Origin of the sequence: Nonomuraea sp. KM88, assembly GCF_052245635.1 — a bacterium.
Lineage (GTDB): Bacteria > Actinomycetota > Actinomycetes > Streptosporangiales > Streptosporangiaceae > Nonomuraea.
The window spans coordinates 33057-55438 of record NZ_JBQQCC010000034.1 but is presented as its reverse complement, the minus strand read 5'-3'; the positions used below and the strand labels follow the sequence as shown (position 1 = coordinate 55438).

18 protein-coding genes and 3 pseudogenes are annotated in these 22382 nt (G+C 70.7%); 10 read left to right on the top strand and 11 right to left on the bottom strand.

Annotation, left to right across the window (positions count from 1 at the left end):
* Positions 1–551, top strand: a 551-nt coding sequence (locus tag ACTWPV_RS47975; RefSeq protein WP_443156952.1) for an SDR family NAD(P)-dependent oxidoreductase, incomplete at its 5' end; no start/stop codon positions are given.
* A gap of 52 nt (positions 552–603) precedes the next feature.
* Positions 604–1809 (top strand): NAD(P)/FAD-dependent oxidoreductase, encoded by a 1206-nt coding sequence (locus ACTWPV_RS47970; protein WP_443156951.1) that lies wholly within the window; start codon positions 604–606, stop codon positions 1807–1809.
* A 767-nt stretch (positions 1810–2576) separates the two neighbouring features.
* On the opposite strand, the gene ACTWPV_RS47965 is transcribed toward ACTWPV_RS47970, so the two are convergent.
* From ACTWPV_RS47965 to ACTWPV_RS47955, 3 genes are read right to left on the bottom strand one after another with little or no spacing between them, the layout of a single operon-like run.
* Entirely contained in the window at positions 2577–3530 is a 954-nt protein-coding gene (locus ACTWPV_RS47965; RefSeq protein WP_443156950.1) for an NAD(P)-dependent alcohol dehydrogenase, read from the bottom strand.
* Positions 3527–3760 (bottom strand): helix-turn-helix transcriptional regulator, encoded by a 234-nt coding sequence (locus ACTWPV_RS47960; protein ID WP_347648659.1) that lies wholly within the window; start codon positions 3758–3760, stop codon positions 3527–3529. The genes ACTWPV_RS47965 and ACTWPV_RS47960 overlap by 4 nt, the downstream gene beginning before the upstream one ends.
* A complete protein-coding gene (locus ACTWPV_RS47955) occupies positions 3754–4017 on the bottom strand; it encodes a hypothetical protein (protein WP_443156949.1) in 264 nt (87 codons plus the stop codon). The genes ACTWPV_RS47960 and ACTWPV_RS47955 overlap by 7 nt, the downstream gene beginning before the upstream one ends.
* A 91-nt stretch (positions 4018–4108) precedes the next feature.
* On the opposite strand from ACTWPV_RS47955, the gene ACTWPV_RS47950 reads away from it, so the two are divergent.
* From ACTWPV_RS47950 to ACTWPV_RS47920, 7 genes and pseudogenes are all read left to right on the top strand, one after another.
* On the top strand, positions 4109–4963 hold the full coding sequence (locus tag ACTWPV_RS47950; protein WP_443156948.1) for a metallophosphoesterase family protein: 855 nt from the start codon (positions 4109–4111) through the stop codon (positions 4961–4963).
* A pseudogene (locus ACTWPV_RS47945) lies at positions 4960–5787 on the top strand (BMP family lipoprotein); the annotation flags it as partial. The gene ACTWPV_RS47950 and the pseudogene ACTWPV_RS47945, both read left to right, overlap by 4 nt.
* Before the next feature lie 175 nt (positions 5788–5962).
* Positions 5963–6343: pseudogene (locus ACTWPV_RS47940) on the top strand (ATP-binding cassette domain-containing protein); the annotation flags it as partial.
* 91 nt (positions 6344–6434) lie between these two features.
* Positions 6435–6890: a hypothetical protein gene (locus ACTWPV_RS47935; protein WP_443156947.1), complete on the top strand. Its 456-nt coding sequence runs from the start codon at positions 6435–6437 to the stop codon at positions 6888–6890.
* Between the two features lie 22 nt (positions 6891–6912).
* Complete coding sequence (locus ACTWPV_RS47930) at positions 6913–8211, top strand: thymidine phosphorylase (protein ID WP_443156953.1); 1299 nt, start codon at positions 6913–6915, stop codon at positions 8209–8211.
* A gap of 596 nt (positions 8212–8807) precedes the next feature.
* Positions 8808–9281, top strand: coding sequence for a carboxymuconolactone decarboxylase family protein (locus ACTWPV_RS47925; protein ID WP_347648648.1), 474 nt, complete (start codon positions 8808–8810; stop codon positions 9279–9281).
* A gap of 187 nt (positions 9282–9468) precedes the next feature.
* Entirely contained in the window at positions 9469–10098 is a 630-nt protein-coding gene (locus tag ACTWPV_RS47920) for an LUD domain-containing protein (RefSeq protein ID WP_347648647.1), read from the top strand.
* 717 nt (positions 10099–10815) lie between these two features.
* On the opposite strand, the gene ACTWPV_RS47915 is transcribed toward ACTWPV_RS47920, so the two are convergent.
* Positions 10816–11613: a MerR family transcriptional regulator gene (locus ACTWPV_RS47915; RefSeq protein WP_443156946.1), complete on the bottom strand. Its 798-nt coding sequence runs from the start codon at positions 11611–11613 to the stop codon at positions 10816–10818.
* A gap of 78 nt (positions 11614–11691) precedes the next feature.
* Between ACTWPV_RS47915 and ACTWPV_RS47910 the strand changes: the two genes are divergently transcribed.
* Positions 11692–12045: a nuclear transport factor 2 family protein gene (locus ACTWPV_RS47910; RefSeq protein ID WP_443156945.1), complete on the top strand. Its 354-nt coding sequence runs from the start codon at positions 11692–11694 to the stop codon at positions 12043–12045.
* A gap of 108 nt (positions 12046–12153) precedes the next feature.
* On the opposite strand, the pseudogene ACTWPV_RS47905 reads toward ACTWPV_RS47910, so the two are convergent.
* The 7 genes and pseudogenes from ACTWPV_RS47905 to ACTWPV_RS47875 form a co-directional block, all read right to left on the bottom strand.
* Positions 12154–12531: pseudogene (locus ACTWPV_RS47905) on the bottom strand (cytochrome P450); the annotation flags it as partial.
* Between the two features lie 749 nt (positions 12532–13280).
* Positions 13281–14915 carry an ABC transporter substrate-binding protein gene (locus tag ACTWPV_RS47900; RefSeq protein ID WP_443156944.1) on the bottom strand — a complete coding sequence of 545 codons (1635 nt, stop codon included), beginning with the start codon at positions 14913–14915 and terminating at the stop codon, positions 13281–13283.
* A 47-nt stretch (positions 14916–14962) separates the two neighbouring features.
* Positions 14963–15838, bottom strand: coding sequence for a carbohydrate ABC transporter permease (locus ACTWPV_RS47895; RefSeq protein ID WP_347644362.1), 876 nt, complete (start codon positions 15836–15838; stop codon positions 14963–14965).
* On the bottom strand, positions 15835–16827 hold the full coding sequence (locus ACTWPV_RS47890; protein WP_347644363.1) for an ABC transporter permease: 993 nt from the start codon (positions 16825–16827) through the stop codon (positions 15835–15837). The genes ACTWPV_RS47895 and ACTWPV_RS47890 overlap by 4 nt, the downstream gene beginning before the upstream one ends.
* Positions 16824–19187, bottom strand: coding sequence for a beta-xylosidase/alpha-l-arabinosidase (locus tag ACTWPV_RS47885; RefSeq protein ID WP_443156943.1), 2364 nt, complete (start codon positions 19185–19187; stop codon positions 16824–16826). The genes ACTWPV_RS47890 and ACTWPV_RS47885 overlap by 4 nt, the downstream gene beginning before the upstream one ends.
* Before the next feature lie 506 nt (positions 19188–19693).
* The gene (locus tag ACTWPV_RS47880; protein ID WP_443156942.1) at positions 19694–20476 is read right to left on the bottom strand and encodes a SigB/SigF/SigG family RNA polymerase sigma factor; all 783 of its coding nucleotides are present in this window, start codon (positions 20474–20476) and stop codon (positions 19694–19696) included.
* Between the two features lie 170 nt (positions 20477–20646).
* The gene (locus ACTWPV_RS47875) at positions 20647–22269 is read right to left on the bottom strand and encodes a heparinase II/III domain-containing protein (RefSeq protein WP_443156941.1); all 1623 of its coding nucleotides are present in this window, start codon (positions 22267–22269) and stop codon (positions 20647–20649) included.
* Between the last annotated feature and the right edge of the window lie 113 nt (positions 22270–22382).

Sequence of the window (22382 nt, the reverse complement as noted above, 5' to 3'; positions counted from 1 at the left end):
GCGACCAGCTGGAGACCAACCTGTTCGGCGCGGTGTGGGTGATCCAGGCCGCCCTGCCTTACCTGCGCGAGCAGGGCTCGGGCCACATCATCCAGCTGTCCTCCGCGGCCGGGCTCCTCGCGATGCCACTCAGCGGCGCCTACAGCGCCTCCAAATGGGCCCTGGAAGCGGTGAACGAATCCCTCGCCCAGGAGGTCGCCGAGTTCGGCATCAAGGTGACCGTCATCGAGCCCGGCGGCTTCGCCACCAGGGACGGCAAGAACCCCGACCCCCTCGCCAACGGCCACCTGGCCGAGCCCGACCCGATCTACGACGGCCTCCGCCGGCGCATCGCCGCGTTCGCGGGCAAGCAGCCCGCCGGCGACCCGGCCGCCGCCGCCCAAGCCCTCCTCACGCTCGTCGACTCCGACGCCCCGCCGCTGCGGGTGCTCTTCGGACAGGGCTTCTACCCGACGCTGCAGCAGGCCTACGCCGACCGGCTCAAGACCTGGGCCGACTGGCAGGACCTCTCGGCACAGGCGCACGGCAACCCCCAACACGAAGATCGGTGACCCGGGACCGGGCCCACTCACCACAAAGCAAACGACCCGACAGGAGCACCACATGAAGCACCGCATCGTCGTCCTCGGCGCCGGTTATGCCGGGGCCTACGCGGCCGGCAACCTGGCCCGCCGGCTGTCCCCGAAGGACACCGTGATCACCGTGGTCAACGCCGTGCCGCACTTCGTGCAGCGCATGCGGCTGCCCCAGGTGGCGGCCGGCCAGGAGATCGAGGTTCCCAAGCTCGCCGACGTCTTCGCGGACACGGGGATACGGCTGCGCCTGGCCCGCGTCACCGCCGTCGACCTCGAGCGCCGGCTCGTCGCCATGGCCGGCACCGACGCCGGCGAGCTCGGCTACGACACGCTGGTCTACGCGCTCGGCAGCCACGTCGCCGACCACGGCGTCCCCGGTGTGGCCGAGCACGCCTTCGACGTCACCGGCCGGCCCTCGGCGCTGCGCCTGTGCGAACGCCTGGACAGCCTGGACAGGCGGGGCGAAGGCGGGAGCGTGGTGGTCGTCGGCGACGGGCTGACCGGCATCGAGACCGCCACCGAGATCGCCGAATCCCGGCCCGGCCTGTCGGTGACGCTCATCGCCCGCAGGCAGCTGGGCGCCCGGCTCTCCGCCGGAGCCCGCGGCCACCTGCGCCGGGCCTGCGACCGGCTGGGCATCACCGTCCTGGAGCACACCAGCGTCGAAGCCGTCGACGCGACGCTGCTGCGGTGCGCCGGCGGCACCACCCTGGCGTCCGACGCGACCGTGTGGACAGCCGGGTTCGCGGTCAACCCCATCGCCGCCGACAGCGGGCTGGAGGTCACCGAGAACGGTCAGATCGTCGTCGATCGCACCATGCGGTCGATCTCGCACCCCAACGTGTACGCCATCGGCGACAGCGTCCACGCCATCGGCGACAACGGCCGGCCGATGCCGATGTCGTGCGCGTCGGCCGGCTACACCAGCCGGCAGGCCATCGAGGCGATCGTGGCACGCCTGACCGGGCGCACGATCACGAACACCAAACTGGTCTACACCTACAACCACATCAGCCTCGGGCGGCGAGACGGAATCCTGCAGATGATCGACCACGAAGGACAGGCAAAACCGACGTATCAGGGCGGCCGCAAAGCCGCGCGGGTCAAGGCGGGAATCCTCACGACGGCACTGTGGGCCACCTCACACCCCACCTACGGCCTGCCCAGGCGCAGGCGCCGCCTGACCACCGCACCCAACACGTCCGCCGAGAAGGTGGGTCGCGTAACCGCTTAGGACCTCACGACGGAGATGACGTTCGCCTCACTCCTCAACTCGGATCGAAGCGGTCGGCCGGCGCGGTGAGCCCCGGGTTGTCGCCGGCCCGGCTGCGTCTTCCCGGGCTGAGCGTCCGGGTCATGTCTCCCGAGCGGGGCGCTGCCCACTGCGCCGTCTGGCGGCATACGGCAACACGAACAAGTACAGACCCGTGAACAGCTGCAAGACGAGCGGGAGCAGCGGCAAGTAGAACACCCACTCGGCAGGCTCCTCCTGGAGCACGGCGACGATACTGACCAAGACGGTCGCCGTGAAGACGATGGACAACCAGCGGTGAGTCTGCCGAACCCACGTGTTCCCGGTCAATGAGACCTCCTCTGGAAGACGAGCAACCCCGGCCAGAGCGACCTGCCGGGAGGGACGTTCAGCCGCCTGCGGACGTCGCTGACTGCAACGCTCCTGTTCCAGTCCGTGGACAGCGGCACTGGATGCAGCGCACCGATCGCCCATGGCTCGGCTCACCCGGACGTCTTCGTGCTGGGTGAGCCGATGCTCGGTGTTGTCGCGACGAGCTGAGTGCGAGGGCATGGCCCGGCACTCGTCGGTCGTTGCGCAGCCGAGCACATCGCCATCGGCGATCATGACGGTGGCCGGCGGGTGGCCGCCACCAACGTGGTGCGCTCCATGACAGATCACGCTAGGTGCGGCTCAGGGACTGGCGCTTCTCGATTCCTGATCGGTTTGTCGCCCCGCAGCAGCAGGCTGTTGATCCCGACGTCCCGGGGTCAATCGACCGTGATGACGAGCTTTCCCGGCGCGTTGCCCGCAGCCAGGTCGCCCACCGCGGTGGGGGCCTCCGCCAGGGAGTACGTGCGTCCGACGGCCGGTCGCACGGACCCGGCCTCGATGAGGTCGCGCAGCGCGTCCAGGTCGGCGGTGCGGGTCAGCGCGATCAGCGCGTCCAGGCGCTGGCGCGTGAACGGGGTGATCAGCCGGGCGGCGAGCAGCCGGCCGAGTCCGCCGAACCACCGACCGCCGCCCTCGCCGCCGATGATGACGAGCCGGCCGCGCTCGGCGAGCAGCCCGCGCAGCAGGGCCAGCGGCCGCAGGCCCGCGATGTCGATGATCAGATCGTACGTCCCGGTGAGGGGCTCGCGCGTGTAGTCGATGACGGCCTGGGCGCCCAGCGACCGGACGAGGTCGGCCTTGGCCGTGCTGCACACGCCGGTGACGTGGGCGCCGCCGGCGACCGCGAGTTGCGTCGCGAAGCTGCCCACTCCGCCGCCGGCGCCGATGACCAGCACCTTCGCGCCGGCGGTGACCTGGCCGACGGCCCGCAACGCGGTCACCCCCGACACGGGTACGGCCGCCGCTTCGGTGAAGCTCAGGTTGGCGGGCTTGCGGGCGAGCTTGCCCGGGCGGGCGAGCGCGAACTGCGCGTACGTGCCGGTCGCCGCGCCGTACACCTCGTCGCCGGGGCGTAACGCGGTCACGTTGGCGCCGACGGACTCCACGACGCCGGCCACGTCCATGCCCGGCACGCGGTTGCGGGGCCGGCGCAGGCCGAAACCGAGGCGGCCGATGAGCGGCAGCCCGGTCATGACGTGCCACACGCCGTAGTCGACGCCGGCCGCGTGCACCCGGATCAACACGTCGTCGGCGCCGGGCGTCGGGGCCGGGACCTCGCCGAGGCTCAGCGTGTGTGGCGGGCCGTACTCGTCCTGGACGATCGCCCTCATGAGGGGTCTCCTTCGGTGTCGGGGTACTGGAAGACGTCGTCGAGCCCGACCCGGAACACCCGGGCGATGCGGAAGGCCATCTCCAGCGAGGGGGAGTAGCGACCCTGTTCGATCGCGATGATGGTCTGGCGGGTGACGCCGACCCGGTCGGCCAGCTCGGCCTGGGTCATCTCGCCGTGCGCGAACCGCAGGGCCCGGATCGTGTTGGTGACCTGCGTCGGCTTCACCACGTCTGGAAGCCGCCCTTGCGGTACGCCATGATCTTGGCAACCGAGCTGAGCCCCGCGGACAGCACGAACGCCAGGTAGACGGCGTTGGCGATCCAGAAGTGGCGCAGTTCGGCGATGGCCATGTTCAGTGCGGCGAGCGCGCCGATGACGACGATCGACTGCCCGATGCGCTCGCTGACGTGGTTGATCTCGCGATCGCGCTCGTCGGTGCGGTCGGTGCCGTGGCCGCCCGCGACGGCCATCGCGATGTTGGCCACGATCGCGGCGACGATGGCGCCAGCGCCGCCCGGCGGCGGCCTCCGCGGCCCTGGAACTGACCGGCGGTGTGCTGGCGGAGCACCGGTTCTGATGGCCGCCGCCCGCCTCGCCGTCATCGCCGACAGCCATCTCTGCTCGCCCGGCACACCGTACGGCCACTGGAACGACCGGCTCCTGCTCCCGGAGTCGTGGACGCTGTGGCGGGAGGCTGTCGACTTCGTGGCGGCCAGCGCCGCCGAGGCCGTCCTGCTCCTCGGCGACGTGACGAACTTCGCCGAGCCCGACCTGCTCGTGCGCGGCCTGCGCGAGCTGGCCCGCGCGGGCCGGCCCGTCATCGCCGTCGCGGGCAACCACGACGTCGAACCGGTACGCGACGCCCTGGCCGCCGCGAAGCAGGCGATTCCGGCTTTGACGGTGCCGGGGCTGACTCCGTCGCCGTCACCGGCGTTCGGCGGCCTCCATGTCGCCGGCGTTCCCATCAGGGCGAGCCGCCAGGGCGGCCACGTCCTGGACGGGGACGAGCTGCACGACCTGCCCGGCGACCGTCCGCTCGTCGTGATCAGCCACTATCCCATCCTCGACATCGAAGCCGATCTCACCAGGCAGCACCTCAGACACCCTGACCATCTGGGCGGCGTCGGGCCGCTGCGCCGGCAACTGCACCGCCACCGGGGCCCGGGCGTCGTCCTGCACGGCCACGTGCACCGCCACCACGCGGCGCGCAGCGGGCGGCTCCTGCAGCTGTCGATGGCCCCGCTCATCGAAAGTCCGCACGCCGTGACCCTGCTGACCCTGCGTACCGAGCCCGACGGGCTCAACGTCGACCGCGAGACCGTGCCGCTGCGCGCCGCCTCGCGCCCCACTCCCGCGCTTGAACACTGGATGTTCCAGGACGGGCGCTGGACCCTCGACCCCACCCCCTCCGCGAGAAGGCCTCAGCCATGAAACGACTCCTCGTCCTCGCAACCGCACTCGTCCTGACCAGCGCATGCAGCACCGCAACCACCACCAACCCCGCGCCCCGGGCCGCCAGGAACGGCGACTGCGGGTACGCCTTCGTCCACGCCGCGACCATCGGCAGCAGCCTGTTCGAGAAATGGGCCGAGGACGGTGTCCAGCAGGCCAAGAAGGAGCTGGACGTGACCATCGACTCGGTCGAGTCGGCCACTCCGACGGCCATCGCCGACAACTTCCGCGCTTTCGCCCAGCGCGGTTGCAAGCAGGTGATCGCCACCGCCGGCTTCTCGGCGGCCGAGCCCCTCACGCAGGTCGCCAAGGAGTTCCCCGGCCAGCAGTTCGCCATCCTCGACGCCGAGGTGGACCTGCCCAACGTGCGCTCCTACGCCTGGGCCGTCGAACAGGCCACCTACGTGGCCGGCGTGAGCGCCGCGCTGCTGTCGAAGACGAAGACGATCGGCGCGGTCTTCGGCATGGAGGTCCCGTCGCTCAAGCGCTGGCAGGCGGGCTACGAAGCGGGTGCCAAGGCCGCCGTCCCCGGCACCAAGGTCCTCATCAACTACGTCGGCTCGTTCTCCGACCCGGCGAAGTCGCTCACCTTGGCCATCGCGCAGAAGCAGCAGGGCGCGGACGTCATCCTGCCCGCCTCGGGCTCGAACCTGGGCGTCATCTCCGAGGCCGCCAAGAACGGCTTCTCCGTCGCGGCGGTCGATCCCGAGGAGGCCGGCAAGGCCGGCGAGAAGGGCGTGGCGTTCACCATGTCGATGAAGGTCGCTGACTCGGTCCGCCTGCTGTTCGGCGAGAAGTGGACGGGAGAGCCGAGAGGCGGCACCAGAAACCTCACGCTCAAGGACGACGTGTTCGTCTTCGACCCGATGACCACCTCCTCCGGCACGGGGTGCCCGCCGACGTCGTCAAGGCCGCCAAGGCCGCCTACGACGACATCGTGGCGGGCGCCATCACCGTTGCCAACCCGGTGGCGGGGCAGTGACCGTGACCGACGTCCTGGTGTGCGGCGACATCCGCAAGAGCTTCGGCCCGGTACGCGCCCTCAACGGCACCGACCTGCGCGTGCGGCGCGGCACGATCCACGGGCTGGTCGGCGAGAACGGCGCCGGCAAGTCCACGCTGATGAAGGTCGTCATGGGCGAGCTGACGCCCGACTCCGGGCACCTGGAGGTCGGCGCCGTCCCGGGCCTGATCCGGCAGCAGCTGTCCACCGTCCCCGAGTTCTCCGTCCTGGAGAACATCATCTTCGGCTCGGAGCCGCTGCGGCACGGGCTCGTCTCCCGGCGCGCCGCCGCCAAGCGGATCGGCGAGCTCATGGAGGAGATCCGGCTGCCGCTGCCCCTCCAGGAGGAGGCCGCGCTGCTGCCGCTGGCCCTGCAGCAGCGCATGGAGATCCTGCGCATCCTGTACCACCGCGCCGACGACCCTGTGGCTCAGCGCCGCGCTGGGCATGGCGGGCGGCACCGGGGCCTACCTCCCGCTGGCCGTCGGACTCGTCCTGGTGATGCTCGTCCTGGTGGCTCTGCGCATGGTCAAACCCGCGGCGCGCGGCATCGCCCGCCGCAGCCCGTCGCTGCGGGTCACTCACCGGCCCGAGCACGGCACGCTGGATACGATCCTGCGCACGGTCGAGGCCGCCGGGCCGAAGGTCGAGAGCTTGACGATCTGCGAGGACGTCCACGAGCCCGCACCGTCGCGGACCGTCGTCCTGGAAATGGACGACCACCGCGGCAACCGCCTGCTCGCCGCGATCGACACGCTCTCCCGGCGCGACGACGTCCTGCGCATTGACTACCGTCCTGGCCACCTCGTGCCCGGAACGCGGCTGCGCACGAGGCTGCGCCGCCTGCTGCGCCCGGCCAGAAGGCTCGCCGGGCGCGAGCGCCCCCACCCCCACGATCGATGAGGAGACCGACCCCATGGGCCACGTGACGGCCATCGACGTCATCCGCGCCAAACGCGACGGTGCCACGCTCAGCGACGAGCAGATCGACTGGATCATCCATGGCTACACCCGCGGCCGGGTGGCGGAGGAGCAGATGGCGGCCCTGGCCATGGCCATCCTGCTCAACGGCATGAGCCGCAGGGAGATCGCCCGCTGGACCGCCGCGCTGATCGCCTCCGGGCAGCGCATGCGCCTGCCGGCCCAGGAGCTCGGCGGCCGCCCCACCGTCGACAAGCATTCGACGGGGGGCGTCGGCGACAAGATCACCTTGCCGTTGGCCCCCCTGGTCGCGGCCTGCGGCGCCGTAGTGCCACAACTGTCCGGGCGCGGGCTCGGCCACACCGGTGGCACGCTGGACAAACTGGAGACCATTCCCGGCTGGCGCGCCGGCTTGTCGGCGGGGCGGCTGCTCGCCCAGCTCCGCGAGGTCGGCGCCGCTGTCTGCGCCGCGAGCGACGAACTCGCCCCGGCCGACCGGAAGCTGTACGCGCTGCGCGACGTCACCGGCACTGTCGAGTCCATCCCGTTGATCGCCGGCTCCATCATGAGCAAGAAGATCGCCGAAGGCGCCGGCTCCCTCGTCCTGGACGTCAAGGTCGGCACCGGCGCGTTCATGAAGGACGTCGGGCAGGCCCGCGAGCTCGCCAGGACCATGGTCGCACTGGGCGGCGACCATGGGGTGACCACCACAGCCGTGCTGACGGACATGGACACCCCACTCGGCCTGACCGCGGGCAACGCCCTGGAAGTGCGCGAATCGGTGGAGGTGCTGGCGGGCGGCGGTCCGTGCGACGTGGTCGAGCTGACGCTCGCCCTGGCCCGCGAGATGCTCGCCGCTGCCGGGCTCGACAGGATCGACCCGGCCGACCGGCTGCGCGACGGATCCGCCATGGACGTGTGGCGGCGCATGATCAGCGCGCAGGGCGGCGACCCCGACGCGACCCTGCCGCGCGCCAGAGAGAGCCACGCCGTCGTGGCGCCCGCCACCGGCGTGCTGGCCAAGCTGGACGCCTACGCGGTGGGCATGGCCGCCTGGCACTTGGGCGCCGGCCGCGCCCGCAAGCAGGATCCCGTGCAGGCCGCGGCCGGGATAGAACTGCACGCCAAACCGGGCGCATCGGTGCGCACAGGGCAGCCGCTGCTTACCCTGCACACCGACACGCCGGAACGCTTCGAGCCGGCCGTGGCGGCACTGCGAGACGCGGTCACCGTCGCACCGCCCGGCACTCGGCTCGAACTGCGCCCGCTCGTCATCGAACGCGTCCACGTCGCCACTCCCTGAACGATGCGTCCTCTGTTCCCGGTAAGCACCGAGGCTCCCCGGGTGTGTGTTCGATCAGAATGGTCACGCCGTGACGTGTTCCAACCATCGCGGCCCGCCGTGGTGACGACACTGACGACGATCGAGAAAGGATCTCGCCCGGGGGTCCTGCCCCCCACCTTGACGGCCATGAGGCGAGTTGATCATGCGTCGCGCGCGAGGCGCGCAGCGCGCTCTGTTTCTGTGGCTATGAGCTTGGGGCAAGTGCATTCCCTGGCCGGCCAGTTCCACCCGGACACCGTTGGCCAGGCCCTACTGCAAGGACTTGGCGGCCGCGTAGGAGGTGTTGCCGTCGACGGTGGTCCAGGCCGCGGCCGACAGGACGTTAAGGATGGCCCCTCCGCCGTTGCGGGCTGGAACAGGAGCGCATGCCCGAATCATGGCGAGGGTGCCGTACCGACGCGGACCACGACGCGGCCGCCCGCCTGACGCCGCTCGACAGCAGTGGCCTCTCCTGATGCCGCGCAGATGTGGCGTTCGTCACATCAAAGGTCGTCCCGACGTTGCCCGGACCGTTCGTCGTAGGGGTGTAGCGACCACCACGGCAAGGAGATCCCATGGACGCCCGTTTCGACTACGCCGGCAACCCGGTCGGAGCGAAGGCCGCGAAGGCGTTCGTCTCGGCGAGCAAGGTCGTGTCGGACTCTGCGCTGCCGGCCACGACGCGGGAGCTCGTGATGCTCCGCGTCAGCCAGATCAACGGCTGCGCCGTGTGCATCGACCAGCACACCAAGGAAGCCGCCCACGCGGGGGAGACCTCGGTGCGCATCAACCTGGTCTCGGCCTGGCGGGAGGCGACCGTCTTCACCGACGCCGAGCGCGCCGCCCTGGAGCTGGCCGAGCAGGGCACCCGTACGGCCGACGCCGGCGGCGTCACCGACGAGGCCTGGGCCGACGCCGCCAAGCACCACGACGATGACCAGCTCGCCGCCCTGACCGCCCTCATCGCCGTCATGAACGCCTGGAACCGCATGAACATCATCACCCGGCAACCCGCCACCGGAGACTTCGAGCCCGGCCAGTGGGGCTGACCTACCGCCACGATCGCTCCCACTCCCGTCGGCGAGCCGATCGCCCGTAGAGCGCTCCCTCGGTACCGGCTCGACGCCACGGCACACCGGAATGTGCGGCCGGCGCATCGCCTCACATTCCACGGGACCGTGTCGTCGAACTGGCTGAAACGAACACATCATCCAGCGAACAGAAAGTAGCGACATCATGACCACCCCCTTGCCGGCAACATCGTTCGCCGACCCGGCGCCCGCAGGGCCCCTGGAGCGGGCGGCCACCGCGCTGACCGGACACGGTTTCACCGTGGAGATCCTCGATGACGTCGCCGCCGCGCGTACCCGCGTCAAGGAGCTGATACCCGAGGGCTCCAGCGTTTTCACCGGGGCCAGCGAGACCCTGCGCCTGTCCGGCATCGATGAGGACATCAACGCCAGCGGGCGATACCAGGCCATCAAGCCACGCATCCTGGCCATGGACCGCGCCACCCAGAGGGACGAGATCCGGCGGCTGACCGCCAGCCCCGACGTCGTCGTGGGGAGCGTCGCCGCGGTCACCGAAACCGGCTCCCTCGTGGCCGCCTCGGGCAGCGGAAGCCAGTTGCCCAGCTACTCCGGCGGCGCCGCCCGCGCGATCTGGATCGTCGGGGCGCAGAAGGTGGTGCCCGACCTGAGCACCGCGCTACGCCGCGTCGAAGAGCACTGCCTCCCGCTGGAAACCGCTCGCACCCAGGCGGTCCACGGGTGGCCCAGCGCCGTCAACCGCCTCCTCGTCCTCAACGCGGAACCCTTCCCAGGGCGCGGCACCGTCCTGCTGCTCCGGCAGGCCCTCGGCTTCTGAACCACCGGGAGCCATAGAGCCGGGGCTGGAACCGGCCTGGCGACGGCCGGCTTGATCGCCGCGTTCGGGTGAGGGCCTGGATCGTGTCCTACAGCCCTGGTCCGTGACCACAGCAGCTTGGTGACCGAGGCGCCGGCGCCCAGGTCCTGACCCCACGCCACGCGGGTCGTCGCGTCGTAGCCGCGAACGCGGAGCAGCTCCAGGTCGGCCAGCCGACCGCGTCGCCGTCGACGGGCACGCGTACCTCGTCGAAGAACTCCTCCCTGCTCGCGTCCGCGATCCAACGGCCGGCGTGGGCCCGTGGCCGCCGTTCCAGATGTTGTGCGTGGATCGGCGTGGGCGCCGGGCTGCTGCCGCACCGTGTCACAGGAAAAGCCGAGATCGCCATGCTGGTCACGTACGGCATCGACGCGGCCTGGCGATCCCTTATGAGAGAACATGCACCGCTTTGCCATATTCACCTTGCTGACGTTGACCGCCGGCTGGGAGACCGGCCGGCGGTCACCAACACCGTCCTCGCCCGGCGGTCCTGGCCACGCTGCGCCGGGCAGCGCGCAAGGCGTCCCATGGCGTCGCCCTCATGTTCTCCTCCGTGCGGAGTCTCTCGAAGGGCGTGGACGAGCCGGCGGCGTAGAGAGCATGATCTCTCGACCCCTGTCCATGGAGTCCCTGCAGACGGTCCGGTTACCCAGCGAGGACGGCGCGAGCCGTCCCGGCTCAGCGGCGGGCCACCCGGAAGACGGGCCAGCCGATCTCGGTGCGCCATGTCGCCGGGTCGTCCCTGTCACGAGGGCCGACCAGGTAGCGCTCACGGACCGGCCCGGCGACCGCGAGCGCGTTGGCCACGACCCAGGCGCCGAGTTCCCCGTAGGTGACGTCGATGTCGTCGTGGTCGCCGACATGGGTGGTGGTGGCCAGTTCGACGGCCGGCAGGGTCACCGGGTGCACTCGGCCGCGGCGCGGGGGTTCCGGCGTCGGCCGGTAGACGAGCACGTGCCCGTGGCCGCTTTCGAAAAGCGAGTTGTCGTACAACCCGCCAAGGACGCCGGTCGGCTCGGCGACGAGGGCGTCCAGCTCGGCGGCGGCACCGGCGTACCAGGCGATGACGTGTTCGTGCTCGACGTCGTCCTCGATCGCGGCCACCGTGGTGGCCGGGACGGCGCGCAGCTCGACATCGAGCGGTGCCGGCTCCGGCCGCAGCAGCCGGCGCAGCGACGCCACTGCGGCGCGTGTCCGGTCCAGCTCCGATTCGAGCCGTCGCAGGTGGTCGGCGACAAGGGCGGCGCGCGCGCCGGGGTCAGGGGAGCGCAGGATGCGTTGGACGTCCGGCAGCGGGACGTCGAGCTCGCGCAGGCGGTGGATGACCTGGGCGGCCGGGATCTGGTCCGCGCTGTAGTAGCGGTAGCCGGTCGCGTGGTCCACCGTCGCGGGTTCGAGCAGGCCTGCTTCGTGGTAGCGGCGCAGCGTGCGCACGCTCAGGTGGGTCAGCCGCGAGAACTCGCCGATGGCCAGCATGCTTGTAGTGTGCACCCTCCCCCTGCGGGAGAGTCCAGCGCTTGCCCCTCCCGTCAGGAGAGGCCGCACCGTGGAGAAATGACTACACCAACCAGCATCTCGCCTGGCCAGCTCCCCGCCACGATCCGCGGCTTCCTCGCCGCGCACGCGGCCCGCGACACGGAGACCGCCCTCCGCGCTTTCGCCCCCACCGCCATGGTCGTCGACCAGGGCCAGACCTTCCGCGGGACCGACGAGATCCTCGTCTTCCTGCGCGAAGCCGGAGCCGAGTTCAGCTACACGACCGAGCTCATCGGCGCCCAGCGCGTCGACGACGCGCGCTGGGTGTCGAGCAACCGTCTGGAGGGCGACTTCCCGGGCGGCGTCGCCGAGCTGGCCTACCGCTTCACGCTGGACGGCGACCTCATCGCCGAACTGGTCATCGCTCCCTGACCGGTGCCGCCCGCGGCGAGGCGATGAGGAATCACCGCCTCAACACGCCGTGCGCGCGCCGTGATCCGTTCGTCGTCGCGGGCGGCGTCGCCCCCCAGTCCGGTGGGCTCACCAGGTCACCCGGAGCGAGTTCACGCCGTACACGACGCTGAAGACCCGGAAGTCGACCTGCTCGTACGGGTCGGCCAGAGCGAGACGGGGGAACCGCTGGAACAGGAGGGAGAAGGCGATGCGCATCTCCATCCGGGCCAGCGGCGCCCCGAGACAGTGATGCACGCCGTGGCCGAACGCGACATGACCGGCGGCCTGCCGGGTGACGTCGAGCCGGTCCGGGTCGCCGACGAACGCGTGATCGCGGTTGGCGGCGGGAAGCGAGCAGATCACCATCGCCCCCGCGGGGATGACCTGCCCGGCGATCTCCACCTCGGCCGTGGTGGAGCGGGGCGGAGGCGCCTGCGAAAAGGACAGCCACCGCAGCAGCTCTTCGACGGCGGCCGGCGCAGCCGGGTGTGCTCCGGCGGATCCAACCCGATCAGCTGCCCGGCACGCATCCTGGCCACCTCATCGGGATCCAGCGCACCCGCTCCGCGAAGCGGCGTCAGGGCACTGCTGAACCGGGCCGGATCCGCCAGCACCCCGCGGACGTCCTCATGCCGGCAGACCAGGTACCCCGGCAGGCCCCAGGCCGTCCCCACCCGCACCACACCCTCGCCGTCGCGAGCCCGGGCCAGTTCCTCTGCCGGGTCGAGCCCGTTCCGCCGAAACTGCAGCGGCACCTCTTGCGCATGCGTCATCGTCCGTCCACCCGTCCTGTGATCGATGTCCAGCGTCTTGTGCGGTGTGAACCGCGGCCCCGAGATGGCGCACGCGCCAGGAGCCTCGACGCGGAAGGCCGGAGCAGTTGTCGCTCATATCCAGGTGACGAACGGCCGGCCTTCCGGGGGACACCCCGGACCCGGGGAATCCGGAGCTGTTCGAGCCGGCGGGCAGGAACCGCCGCTCGGGCGTCGAGGCGGGCCAGGTGGAGGCGATGACGACGCGCGGCGCCGCGCCGGGATCGACGGCCTCGGCGATCTCGCCGTCGACCAGCGGCGTTCAGGGGCCGCGACGGGCACACGGTGGCATGTGCCGTACGTCTGCGGACCCCTGATGCCCCAGGTCAGGTAGTGGGTTCTAGCTGATCTGACAATTCCGCTCCGCGGGCGCTTCGCTCATCGGGAAGGCCCGGGCTCCACTCAGCCGTGTTCCTTCTTGAACCGCTCGTAGGCGGTGTTGACCAGGTTGATGTAGGAGGCCATGTTGTTGCCCTCCAGTTCCTTGACGTAGGCGTCCCACTCGCTGAGGTCGCGCTCGCCGAGGATGAACTTGAGCGTCTGCTGGGTGACGAAGTCCTTCAGCGGCGTCTCCCACAGCGTGGCCTGCTCGCGCTCCTCCTCCTTCAGCGGGTGGGGCGGATCGACCGGCCAGGCCTTCCTGGCGTTCATCACCTTCTGGAACTCCAGCTCCTCCTCGGAGAAGGTGGACTCCAGCAGCTTGGTGGGGCCGCCGTAGGCGAACACGCCGTTGGAGAAGCCGAAGTCCTTCTGCAGGTGCTTGGAGGCGTCGGGGTTGAGCCCGACGAAGTCGACGTCGTCGGCCAGCTCGTAGCCGCCGGAGGCGTCCTTGGTGTGCGTCGTGCCCTCGACACCCCACTTGGCGAACTCCAGGCCCTGGTCGGAGTACCAGAGCCAGTCGACGAACTGCATCATGGCGACGAAGTTCTTGTGCTCCAGCGCCTTCTTGGAGATCATGACGCCGTTCTCGAGCCGGGTGCCGATCTTGTAGTCGCCGACGGGGCCCATGGGCACCGGGATCTTGGCGATCCTGGCGTCGGGGTTGGCCTTCGTGAGCGCGCCACGGAACTCGTTGACCAGGGTCTGCGCGTTGGTGCTGATCACGAACGACTTGCCGGAGATGAGCTTCTGGTCGGCCTGCTCGTCCTGCTGGGTGAAGGCTTCGGGGTCGAGCAGCTTCTCCTTCACCAGCTTGTGCAGGTACTCGATCATCTGCTTGTACTGCGGCATGGCGCCGGTGTAGACGAACTTGCCGGCGGTGGCGTCCCAGAAGGCGTGCTGGTACTCCCAGCCGCCCTTGGTGCCGTAGGCCTGGGCGACGAGCTTGAGCAGGTTGCCGCCGGGCGTGGGGATGCCGAACCGGTCGGTCATGGGATAGAGATCGGGGTATTTGGCCTTCATGGCCTTGAGGACGGTGTAGAGCTCCTCCCAGGTCTTCGGGACCTCCAGGTCGAGCTCCTCCAGGATGTCCATCCGGACGGCGAGGGTGTAGTCGACCCAGACGTTCTCGTGCAGGCCCGGCAGCAGGTAGATGCGGCCGTCGGCCTGCCGGAGCGTGTCGAGCTCCGGCTCCATCTTCCACTTGGCGACCTTGTCCTTGAAGTTCGGCATCAGGTCGAAGTACTCGCTGACCGGCAGAACCGCGCCCGAGGCCACGAAGGCCTCCTCCTGCGGGTGGTACGTCTTCGGGATGATGAGCGGGGCGTCCCCCGCGCCGATCATCAGGCTGCGCTTCTTCTCGTAGTCGCTCAGGGGCACCGCGACCGGCTTGAGCGTCACGTTCGTGCGCTTGGTCAGCTCTTCCCAGAACAGCCAGTCGTTCTTCAACGGGTAGAACGGGTGGTTGTTGTAGAGCACGTCGAACGACAGCGGCTCGGTGGCCTTGAACTGCTGGCTGACACCGTAGTTGGCCATCGCGCCCGCCTTGTTCGCGGACTGGGCGCTCTGCTTCGGGGCTTCGTCCTCGCCGCAGCCGGCGAGGACGAGGGTGAACGCACCCAAGCCGATGATCGCCTGACGCCGTGATAGTTCGCGCATTGGGGTTCCTTTGCCGTGTCCGGGGGGGTTGTAGAGGCGTGAGGAGGCTAACCCTTGACCGCGCCGAGCATGACTCCGGAGACGAAGTACCGCTGGACGAAGGGGTAGACCGCGAGGATGGGCAGCACGGTGAGCATGATCGTCACCGACTGGATGTTGGCCGCGACCTGCGTGAGGTCCGCCGCGCCCGCGCCGGCGTTCTCGGCGCCGGTGGCGCCCGCGATGATGTTGCGCAGATAGACGGTGACCGGGAACAACTCCGTCCTGTTGAGGTAGAGGAACGCCGAGAACCACGAGTTCCAGAACGAGACCGCGTAGAACAGCACCATCGTGGCGATGACCGCCTTCGACAGCGGCAGCACGATCCGCCCCAGGATGCCGTAGGTGTTGAGCCCGTCGATGGCGGCGGCCTCTTCCAGGTCGCTCGGCAGGTTCTCGAAGAAGGCCTTCATGACCAGCAGGTTGAAGACGCTGATCGCGTTGGGCAACACGATGGCCCAGATGGAGTTCGTCAGCCCGAGGCTGTTGACCAGCACGTAGTTGGGGATGAGGCCGCCGTTGAAGAACATCGTGAAGACGGCGACCCAGATGAGGAACGTCCTGCCCTTGAGGTGCCTCTTGGACAGCACGTACGCGTAGCAGGTGGTCAGCACCATCGCGATGGCGGTGGCGACGACGGTGTAGACCACGGTGTTGCGGTAGTTCGTCCAGAACATCGGGTCCGCGACCACGATCTGGTACGTCGTGAGGTTGAACCCGCGCGGGATGAGGTTGACCTCGCCCGACAGGATGTACCGCTCCTCGCTGAAGGAGCGGGCGACGATGTTGACGAACGGATAGAGTGTCACGATCACCACGCCGGTCAGGACGACGGCGTTGACCACCTGGAAGGCTCGGTAGCCCCGGCTTCTGTCGAGTGTCACCACAGGCTCGTCCCCACTGCTCGACGGGAGATCAGGTTCGCCGACAGGATCAGGGTCAGCCCGATGAGGGCCTCGAACAGGCCGATCGCGGCGGCGTAGCTGAAGTTGCTGGACTCGACACCCATCCGGTAGAGGTACGTGGAGATCACGTCGGCGGTCGGATAGGTCAGGGGGTTGTAGAGCAGGAGCACCTTCTCGAAGCCGACGGCCATGAACGTGCCGATGTTGAGGATCAGCAGGGTGACCGCCGTCGGCCGGATGCCGGGCAGGGTGACGTGCCAGATCTGGCGCCACCGGCCGGCGCCGTCGATCCTGGCCGCCTCGTAGAGCTGCTCGTCGATGGTGGTGAGGGCGGCGAGGTAGAGGATCGTGCCCCAGCCGACCGTCTGCCAGATCTCCGACGAGATGTAGATCGTCCGGAACCACTCGGGTTTCTGCATGAACGTGATGGGATCGTCGCCGAACGCCCGCACCAGCTGGTTGACCGGCCCGTCGATGGCCAGCGTCTGCATGACGATGCCGGCCACGACCACGATCGACAGGAAGTGCGGCAGGTAGGACACCGACTGCAGGAACCTCTTCAGACCGCGGTTGCGGACCTCGTTGAGCAGCAGCGCCAGCACGATGGGCAGAGGGAAGCAGAACAGCAGGGTGAGCCCGCCGAGGATCGCGGTGTTGGTGAAGACGTTCCAGAACGTGGGGTCGTTCAGGAATAGGTTCACGTAGCGCAGGCCCACCCATTCCTCGCCCAGCACGCTGCCGCCGGGCTCGAACTTCCGGAACGCGATCACGTTGCCGATCATGGGGGCGTACCGGAAGATCGCGAAGAACAGCAGCGGGAGGATGGCCAGCGAGTACAGCTGCCAGTTGCGGCGGAACGCCCCGCTCCAGGAGGTCGAGGTGCCGGCGGGCCGCCGGCGGCGGCGAACGGGTGACCGGGCCTGCCTGGTGTCCGGTGGCGGGTTCACGGTCGTGGGGGTGCTGCTCATCCTCTGTCCTCCGGTGCGATGCGCTCGATCCGCGCCCGTGGCCGCAGCCGCCGCTCGTGGCCGACCTCGCGCACGTCGCCGGTCAGGCGCAGCGGCACGGCCGCGACCACGTCGGCGCTCGACCGCGCGAAGCGCAGCTCGACCTCGCCCGGCTCGACGATGCGCCGGCCGCGCACCCCGGTGAACGAGGTGACGTCCGCCGGCACGCCGAACGTCACGCGGGCGGCCTCGCCCGGCTCCAGCGGCACGCGGGCGTGACCGACCAGGCGGACCACGGGGCGCGTGGTCTGCGCGACCGGGTCGTGCAGGTAGAGCTGGACGACCTCGGTGCCGGGCCGCGGCCCGGCGTTGCGGACGGTGACCGCGACGCTCACCTCGCCGTCGACCGGCCAGGCGGCCGGCTCGCCGGGCTCCGTCACGTCGCTCCACTCGAACGTGGTGTAGCCCAGCCCGTGGCCGAACGGGAACGCGGGGGTGGGGTCGACGGACGACACCTGGGAGCGCCGGCCCAGCCACGGCGACAGGTAGGTGGCCGGCAGGCCGCCCGCGTCGCGCGGCACGCTGACGGGCAGCCGCCCCGACGGGTTCACCGCGCCGGTGAGCACCTCGGCCAGCGCCTGGCCGCCGCGCTGGCCGGGGAAGAACGCGTACACGATGGCGGCGGCGCCGTCCGCCTCCTCGCCCAGCGCGTACGGCCGCCCGGCCAGCAGCACGAGGACCACGGGGGTGCCGGTGGCGAGCACGGCCCTGACGAGCTCGGACTGGACGCCCGGCAGGCGCAGGTCGGTGGCGTCGCAGCCCTCGCCGGAGGTGCCGCGCCCGAACAGCCCGGCCCGGTCGCCGACGGCCAGCACGCACACATCGCTGGCGGCGGCGACCGTGGCGGCGGCCGCGATGCCGGAGGTGTCGTCGCCGGTGATGTCGCAGCCGGGCGCGTAGGCGAGGCGGGGCACCAGCGCGCCCAGGGCCTCGCGCAGCGAGGGGATCTCCAGCCCGAGCCCGTGCTCGGGGTGGGCGCCCACGTGCGCGGGGAAGGCGTAGCAGCCGAGCATCGCCATCGGGTCGTCGGCGACCGGCCCCACGAGGGCCACCCGCCGGCCGGGCGCCAGCGGCAGGATGTCGCCGGTGTTGCGCAGCAGCACGGCCGACTCGCGGGCCAGCCGCAGGGCGATGTCCTGGCTCTCGGGGTCGTCGAGGCGGAGCCGGTCGGCGCCCTCGGGCAGGCACTGCCAGCCCTCGTCGAGCAGGCCGAGCTCGGCCTTCTGCGTCAGCACCCTGCGCAGCGCGCGGTCGAAGAGCTTCTCGTCGACCGCGCCCGCCTTCACCGCCTCGATCAGCGGCTCGCCGAACGTGTCGACGGTGGGCAGTTCGACGTCGATGCCGGCGCGCAGGGCGAGCCCGGCCGCCTCCGCGGCGTCGGCGGCCACGCCGTGCAGCTTCTGCAGGAACCGGATCGCGAAGTAGTCGGCGACGACCGTGCCGGTGAAGCCCCACTCGTCGCGCAGCAGCCCGGTCAGCAGGCCGTCGTCGGCCGCCACGGGAACGCCGTCGATCTCGGCGTAGGAGTTCATCACCGACCGGGCGCCGCCCAGGCGCAGCGCCATCTCGAACGGCGGCAGGACGACGTCGGCCAGTTCCCTGCGTCCCATCGGCACGGGGGCGAGGTTGCGCCCGCCGCGCGAGGCGGAGTAGCCGGCGAAGTGCTTGAGCGTGGCGACGACGCCGGCGCCCTCCAGCCCGCGCACGTAGGCCGCTCCGATGGTGCCGACCAGGTAGGGGTCCTCGCTGACGGTCTCCTCGGTACGGCCCCAGCGGTAGTCGCGGGTCACGTCGAGCACCGGCGCCAGGCCCTGGTGCACGCCGGCCGCCCGCAGGGAGCGTCCGATCCGCCCGGCCATCTCCTCGACCAGCCCGGGGTCGAACGTCGCGCCCCAGCTCAGCGGCGCCGGGTAGACGGTCGCCCGCCAGGCGGCGAACCCGGTCAGGCACTCCTCGTGCACCTGGGCCGGGATGCCGAACCGGCTGGTCGCCACGATCTCGGCCTGGGAGGCGGCCAGCGACCGGGCGCCGGCGACGGGGTCGACGGGCGCGGTGCCGTACGGCCTGGTCAGCTGGCCGAGCCCGTGGCGGATGACGGTGCTCCACTCGGGCCCGCCCGCCATCTCGGTCTGGTGCGGGGCGACGCCCTCCCCCGAAGCTCCGGCGCCGACCCACACCCCGACCAGCTGGGCGACCTTCTCCTCCAGCGTCATGAGCGGGATGAGGACCTCGGCTCGCTCGCCGGGGGACAGCCCTGGGTCCCGCCATCGCGTGCTGTCGTCCGGCGTGGGGGACGTGTCGATCGCTCCTTGGCCCGTCATGCCATCCCTTCGGGCTTCTCACGGCAACATGCCACGCGCATTGCGGTATGTGAAGCCGAAACTTTCAAGGAAAAATGCTTAATATTGCGGCAACATAAGGGGCCTCGCGGAAAACTGTCAAGAGTGTCGTCAACTGCTATGTTGCAGATCTGACCGGCCCATAAGGCCTGAGCTCACCGGCTTTGCCGGACGTTGTGCGGCAATAACTTTCCTGAAACTTTCGGAGCAACGTGCGGGTGCCGCGACATGGACACATCCAGACGCATCGATCAGGGAGAACCGTACTGCGAATGCCGCGATCACCGTCACCCCCGGACGGCCTTCCGCTGCCGGATCGGGATGTGACCGCCGGCCCGGCGCGAGCACCGGCTCGGGCCGGGCGGCTCTTCCGGAGGTTCGCGGAGAGCGCGGGCGGCTGCGTCCTCGGCCGTCATCTCGCGCGCGACATGACTCCGCCCACCGGCACGGGCATGAGCACGGGCGGCCGGTGGGCGGAAGCGGGGCGGTCAGTCCTGCAGGGCGGTGCGCAGCTTGGTGAGCACGGCGCGCAGGATGCGGGAGACGTGCATCTGCGAGATGCCGAACTCCGTGGCGATCTCGGACTGGGTCATGTTGCCGTAGAACCGCATCAGCAGGATGTTGCGCTCACGGTCGGGGAGCGCGTCGATGAGCGGCTTGATGGCGTGCTTGCCGAGCAGGTTGTCGAGCGAGTCGTCCTGCGCGGGCAGGAAGTCCCCCAGGTCGGCCGCGTCGTCCTCGCCGCCGACCGGCGCGTCCAGCGACAGGGTGCTGTAGGCGGCGGACGCGTCGAGCGCGAGCAGCACGTCCTCCTCCGAGATGCCCATCTTGCCGGCCAGCTCGGCGACCGTGGGGGCGCGGCCGAAGGTCTGGGTGAGCTCGCTGGTCACCTTGTTCAGCTCCAGGCGGCGCTCCTGGTAGACCCGCGGCACCCGGATGGCCCAGGTGCGGTCGCGGAAGTGCCGCTTCACCTCGCCGACCATCGTGATCATCGCGTAGCCGCGGAAGTCGTGCCCCAGGGTGGGGTCGAATCCGTTGATGGCCTTCATCAGGCCCACGTACGCGGCCTGGCGCAGGTCCTCCATCGGCTCGCCGCGGTAACGGTAGCGGCGGGTGACCTCGCCCACCAGAGCGTCGTACATGGCCACGACCCGCTCACGGATCCGTACCTTGCGCAGCTCCGGCGTCTCGGGCCGGTTCATCTCGGTGAGCAGCTGCTCGGCGGTCATCTCTTCGAGTGCGATCTCCAGGACGGCCATCTGATGCTCCAAAGGTCAGATCATGGCGGCCCCTGCAGACGCGAAAAAGCCCAGGCAGAGGCACGCCACGTATAACGCGTGGGTCGAAGCCCTCTGCTGGACTTCTGGATCAGAGTATTCCCCATTCGGGGGCATTAATCAACATATCGCGCTACAGATTCGCTCCTTTGCTCCAGCGACCGTCAACGCACGGTGAAGACGAAGGTATGCGGGCCGGACGGGACGGCGGCGGTCAGGCGCACGCGGTGCACCGTCTCCGGCACGCCGTCATGGCCGCGTACCACCAGCTCCTCCGCCTGGGCCCGCCACGGGGGCGGGACCTCCAGCACCACCGGCCCCCAGCCGACGGAGCCGCGGCCCACCTCGGGGCGCAGGCGGGAGACGAACAGCTCCGCCACCGGGCGGTCGCCGCCCGCGAAGGCGAAGGTGTCGGTGAGCTCCAGCCGCCCCGGCCGCCAGGCGAAGGCGCGGGTGAAGCGGATGAGCTTGGGCGCGTCGTAGGCGGCCGTCAGGTCCAGCGTCCAGTCCACGGTGTCGTGGCCGGCCGCGTACCGGACGGTCTCGGCGCGGCGGTCACGGCCGGGGCGCTGCCCGTTGCCGTCGATCAGCGGGATCGAGTGCCACTCCGCCGAGGCCTGCGGCACCGCGTAGCGGCCCGCGCCGAAGTAGTCGCGCGTGTACTCGGGGGCGCCCAGGTCGTCCAGCACCGTCCTGCCGTGGACGTGGAGGACGAAGTGGCCCAGGTCGAGATGGTTGTGCGGCTCGTCGTTGTGGCCGCCCTTGGCGGCGAAGGCCGTGCCACCCGCCCTGGCGACCACGATCGCGGCGTCCGGCAGGCGGTCGCACGGCGCCGGCGGGGTGCGCGCCGCCCGTGTCGCCCGTGCCGCCCACCACAGGGTGCGGCTCAGGTGGGCCCAGCGGTAGCAGGGGTCGTCGTGGAACGACGGCTCCCGCCCCTGCGGAACGGGCACGCCCAGGCGTCCGGCCAGGCGCTCCAGCAAACCGGCCGGGTAGGCGCCCGTGCCGGAGGAGTCGGCGAAGGCCGGGCGCGCGCCGCCGCCCAGGTCGATCCTGGCGGGGTAGGCGGCCATCTCGCGCACGTGGGGGTCGTCCAGCAGGTCCCTGCCCGTGCGCTCGCGCAGCGCCTCGGCGAAATAGACGAAGTAGCCGAAGCCGTAGGACCAGTAGTCGGGCCCCTCCAGGCAGGCGCCGTCCGGGCCCGCGCCCGCCAGGAACGACTCCAGGGCCCGCTCCAGGCGGGGCAGCAGGGTCGGCAGGTGCTCGGAGTCCAGCGCCAGCGCCGCCATCCCGGCCGCGCCCGCGCAGACGGCCGCCCAGTTGTGCCCTGCCGACTCCCACCACAGGGGAGGCGCCTCCTCCCGGAGCGGGCGCAGGACCCTGCGCTCCACCTCCTCGCGCACCCGGGCCCGCACCCGCGGGTCGAGGTGCTCGCCGAGCAGGCCCACCGCCTCCGCCAGGGCATGGCCGGTCTCGGCGGCGAACAGGTCGACGAACGCGTTGACCGGGCGGTCTCGCGGCTCGTGGGCCGGCAGCACCCAGGTGTGCTCGTCGCACACCGACCACAGCAGGTCGTCCAGCGCCGGGTCGGGGCGATCGTCCAGGTGTGCGGCAAGCATGAGGGCGGCCAGGCGGCGACGGCGCTCGAAGTAGACCCGCTCGTAGGCCTGGCGGTCGCCGGTGTCCGCGTAGCGGCGCCACAGGGCGAAGGTCAGGGCGGGGAGGGGCTCCGTACGCGCCCTGGCGGCCTCCTCCCGCGCCTGCCGCACCAGCGCGTCCGGGCTCATCGGCCCCTCCCCCGCATCCGCCGCACCAGCGCCTCCCGGCTCATCCGCTCCTCCCCTGCCGTGCGGAATCCCGTACGGCCCGCCCCGGACCCTCCGCGTGCGCGGGAGACCCG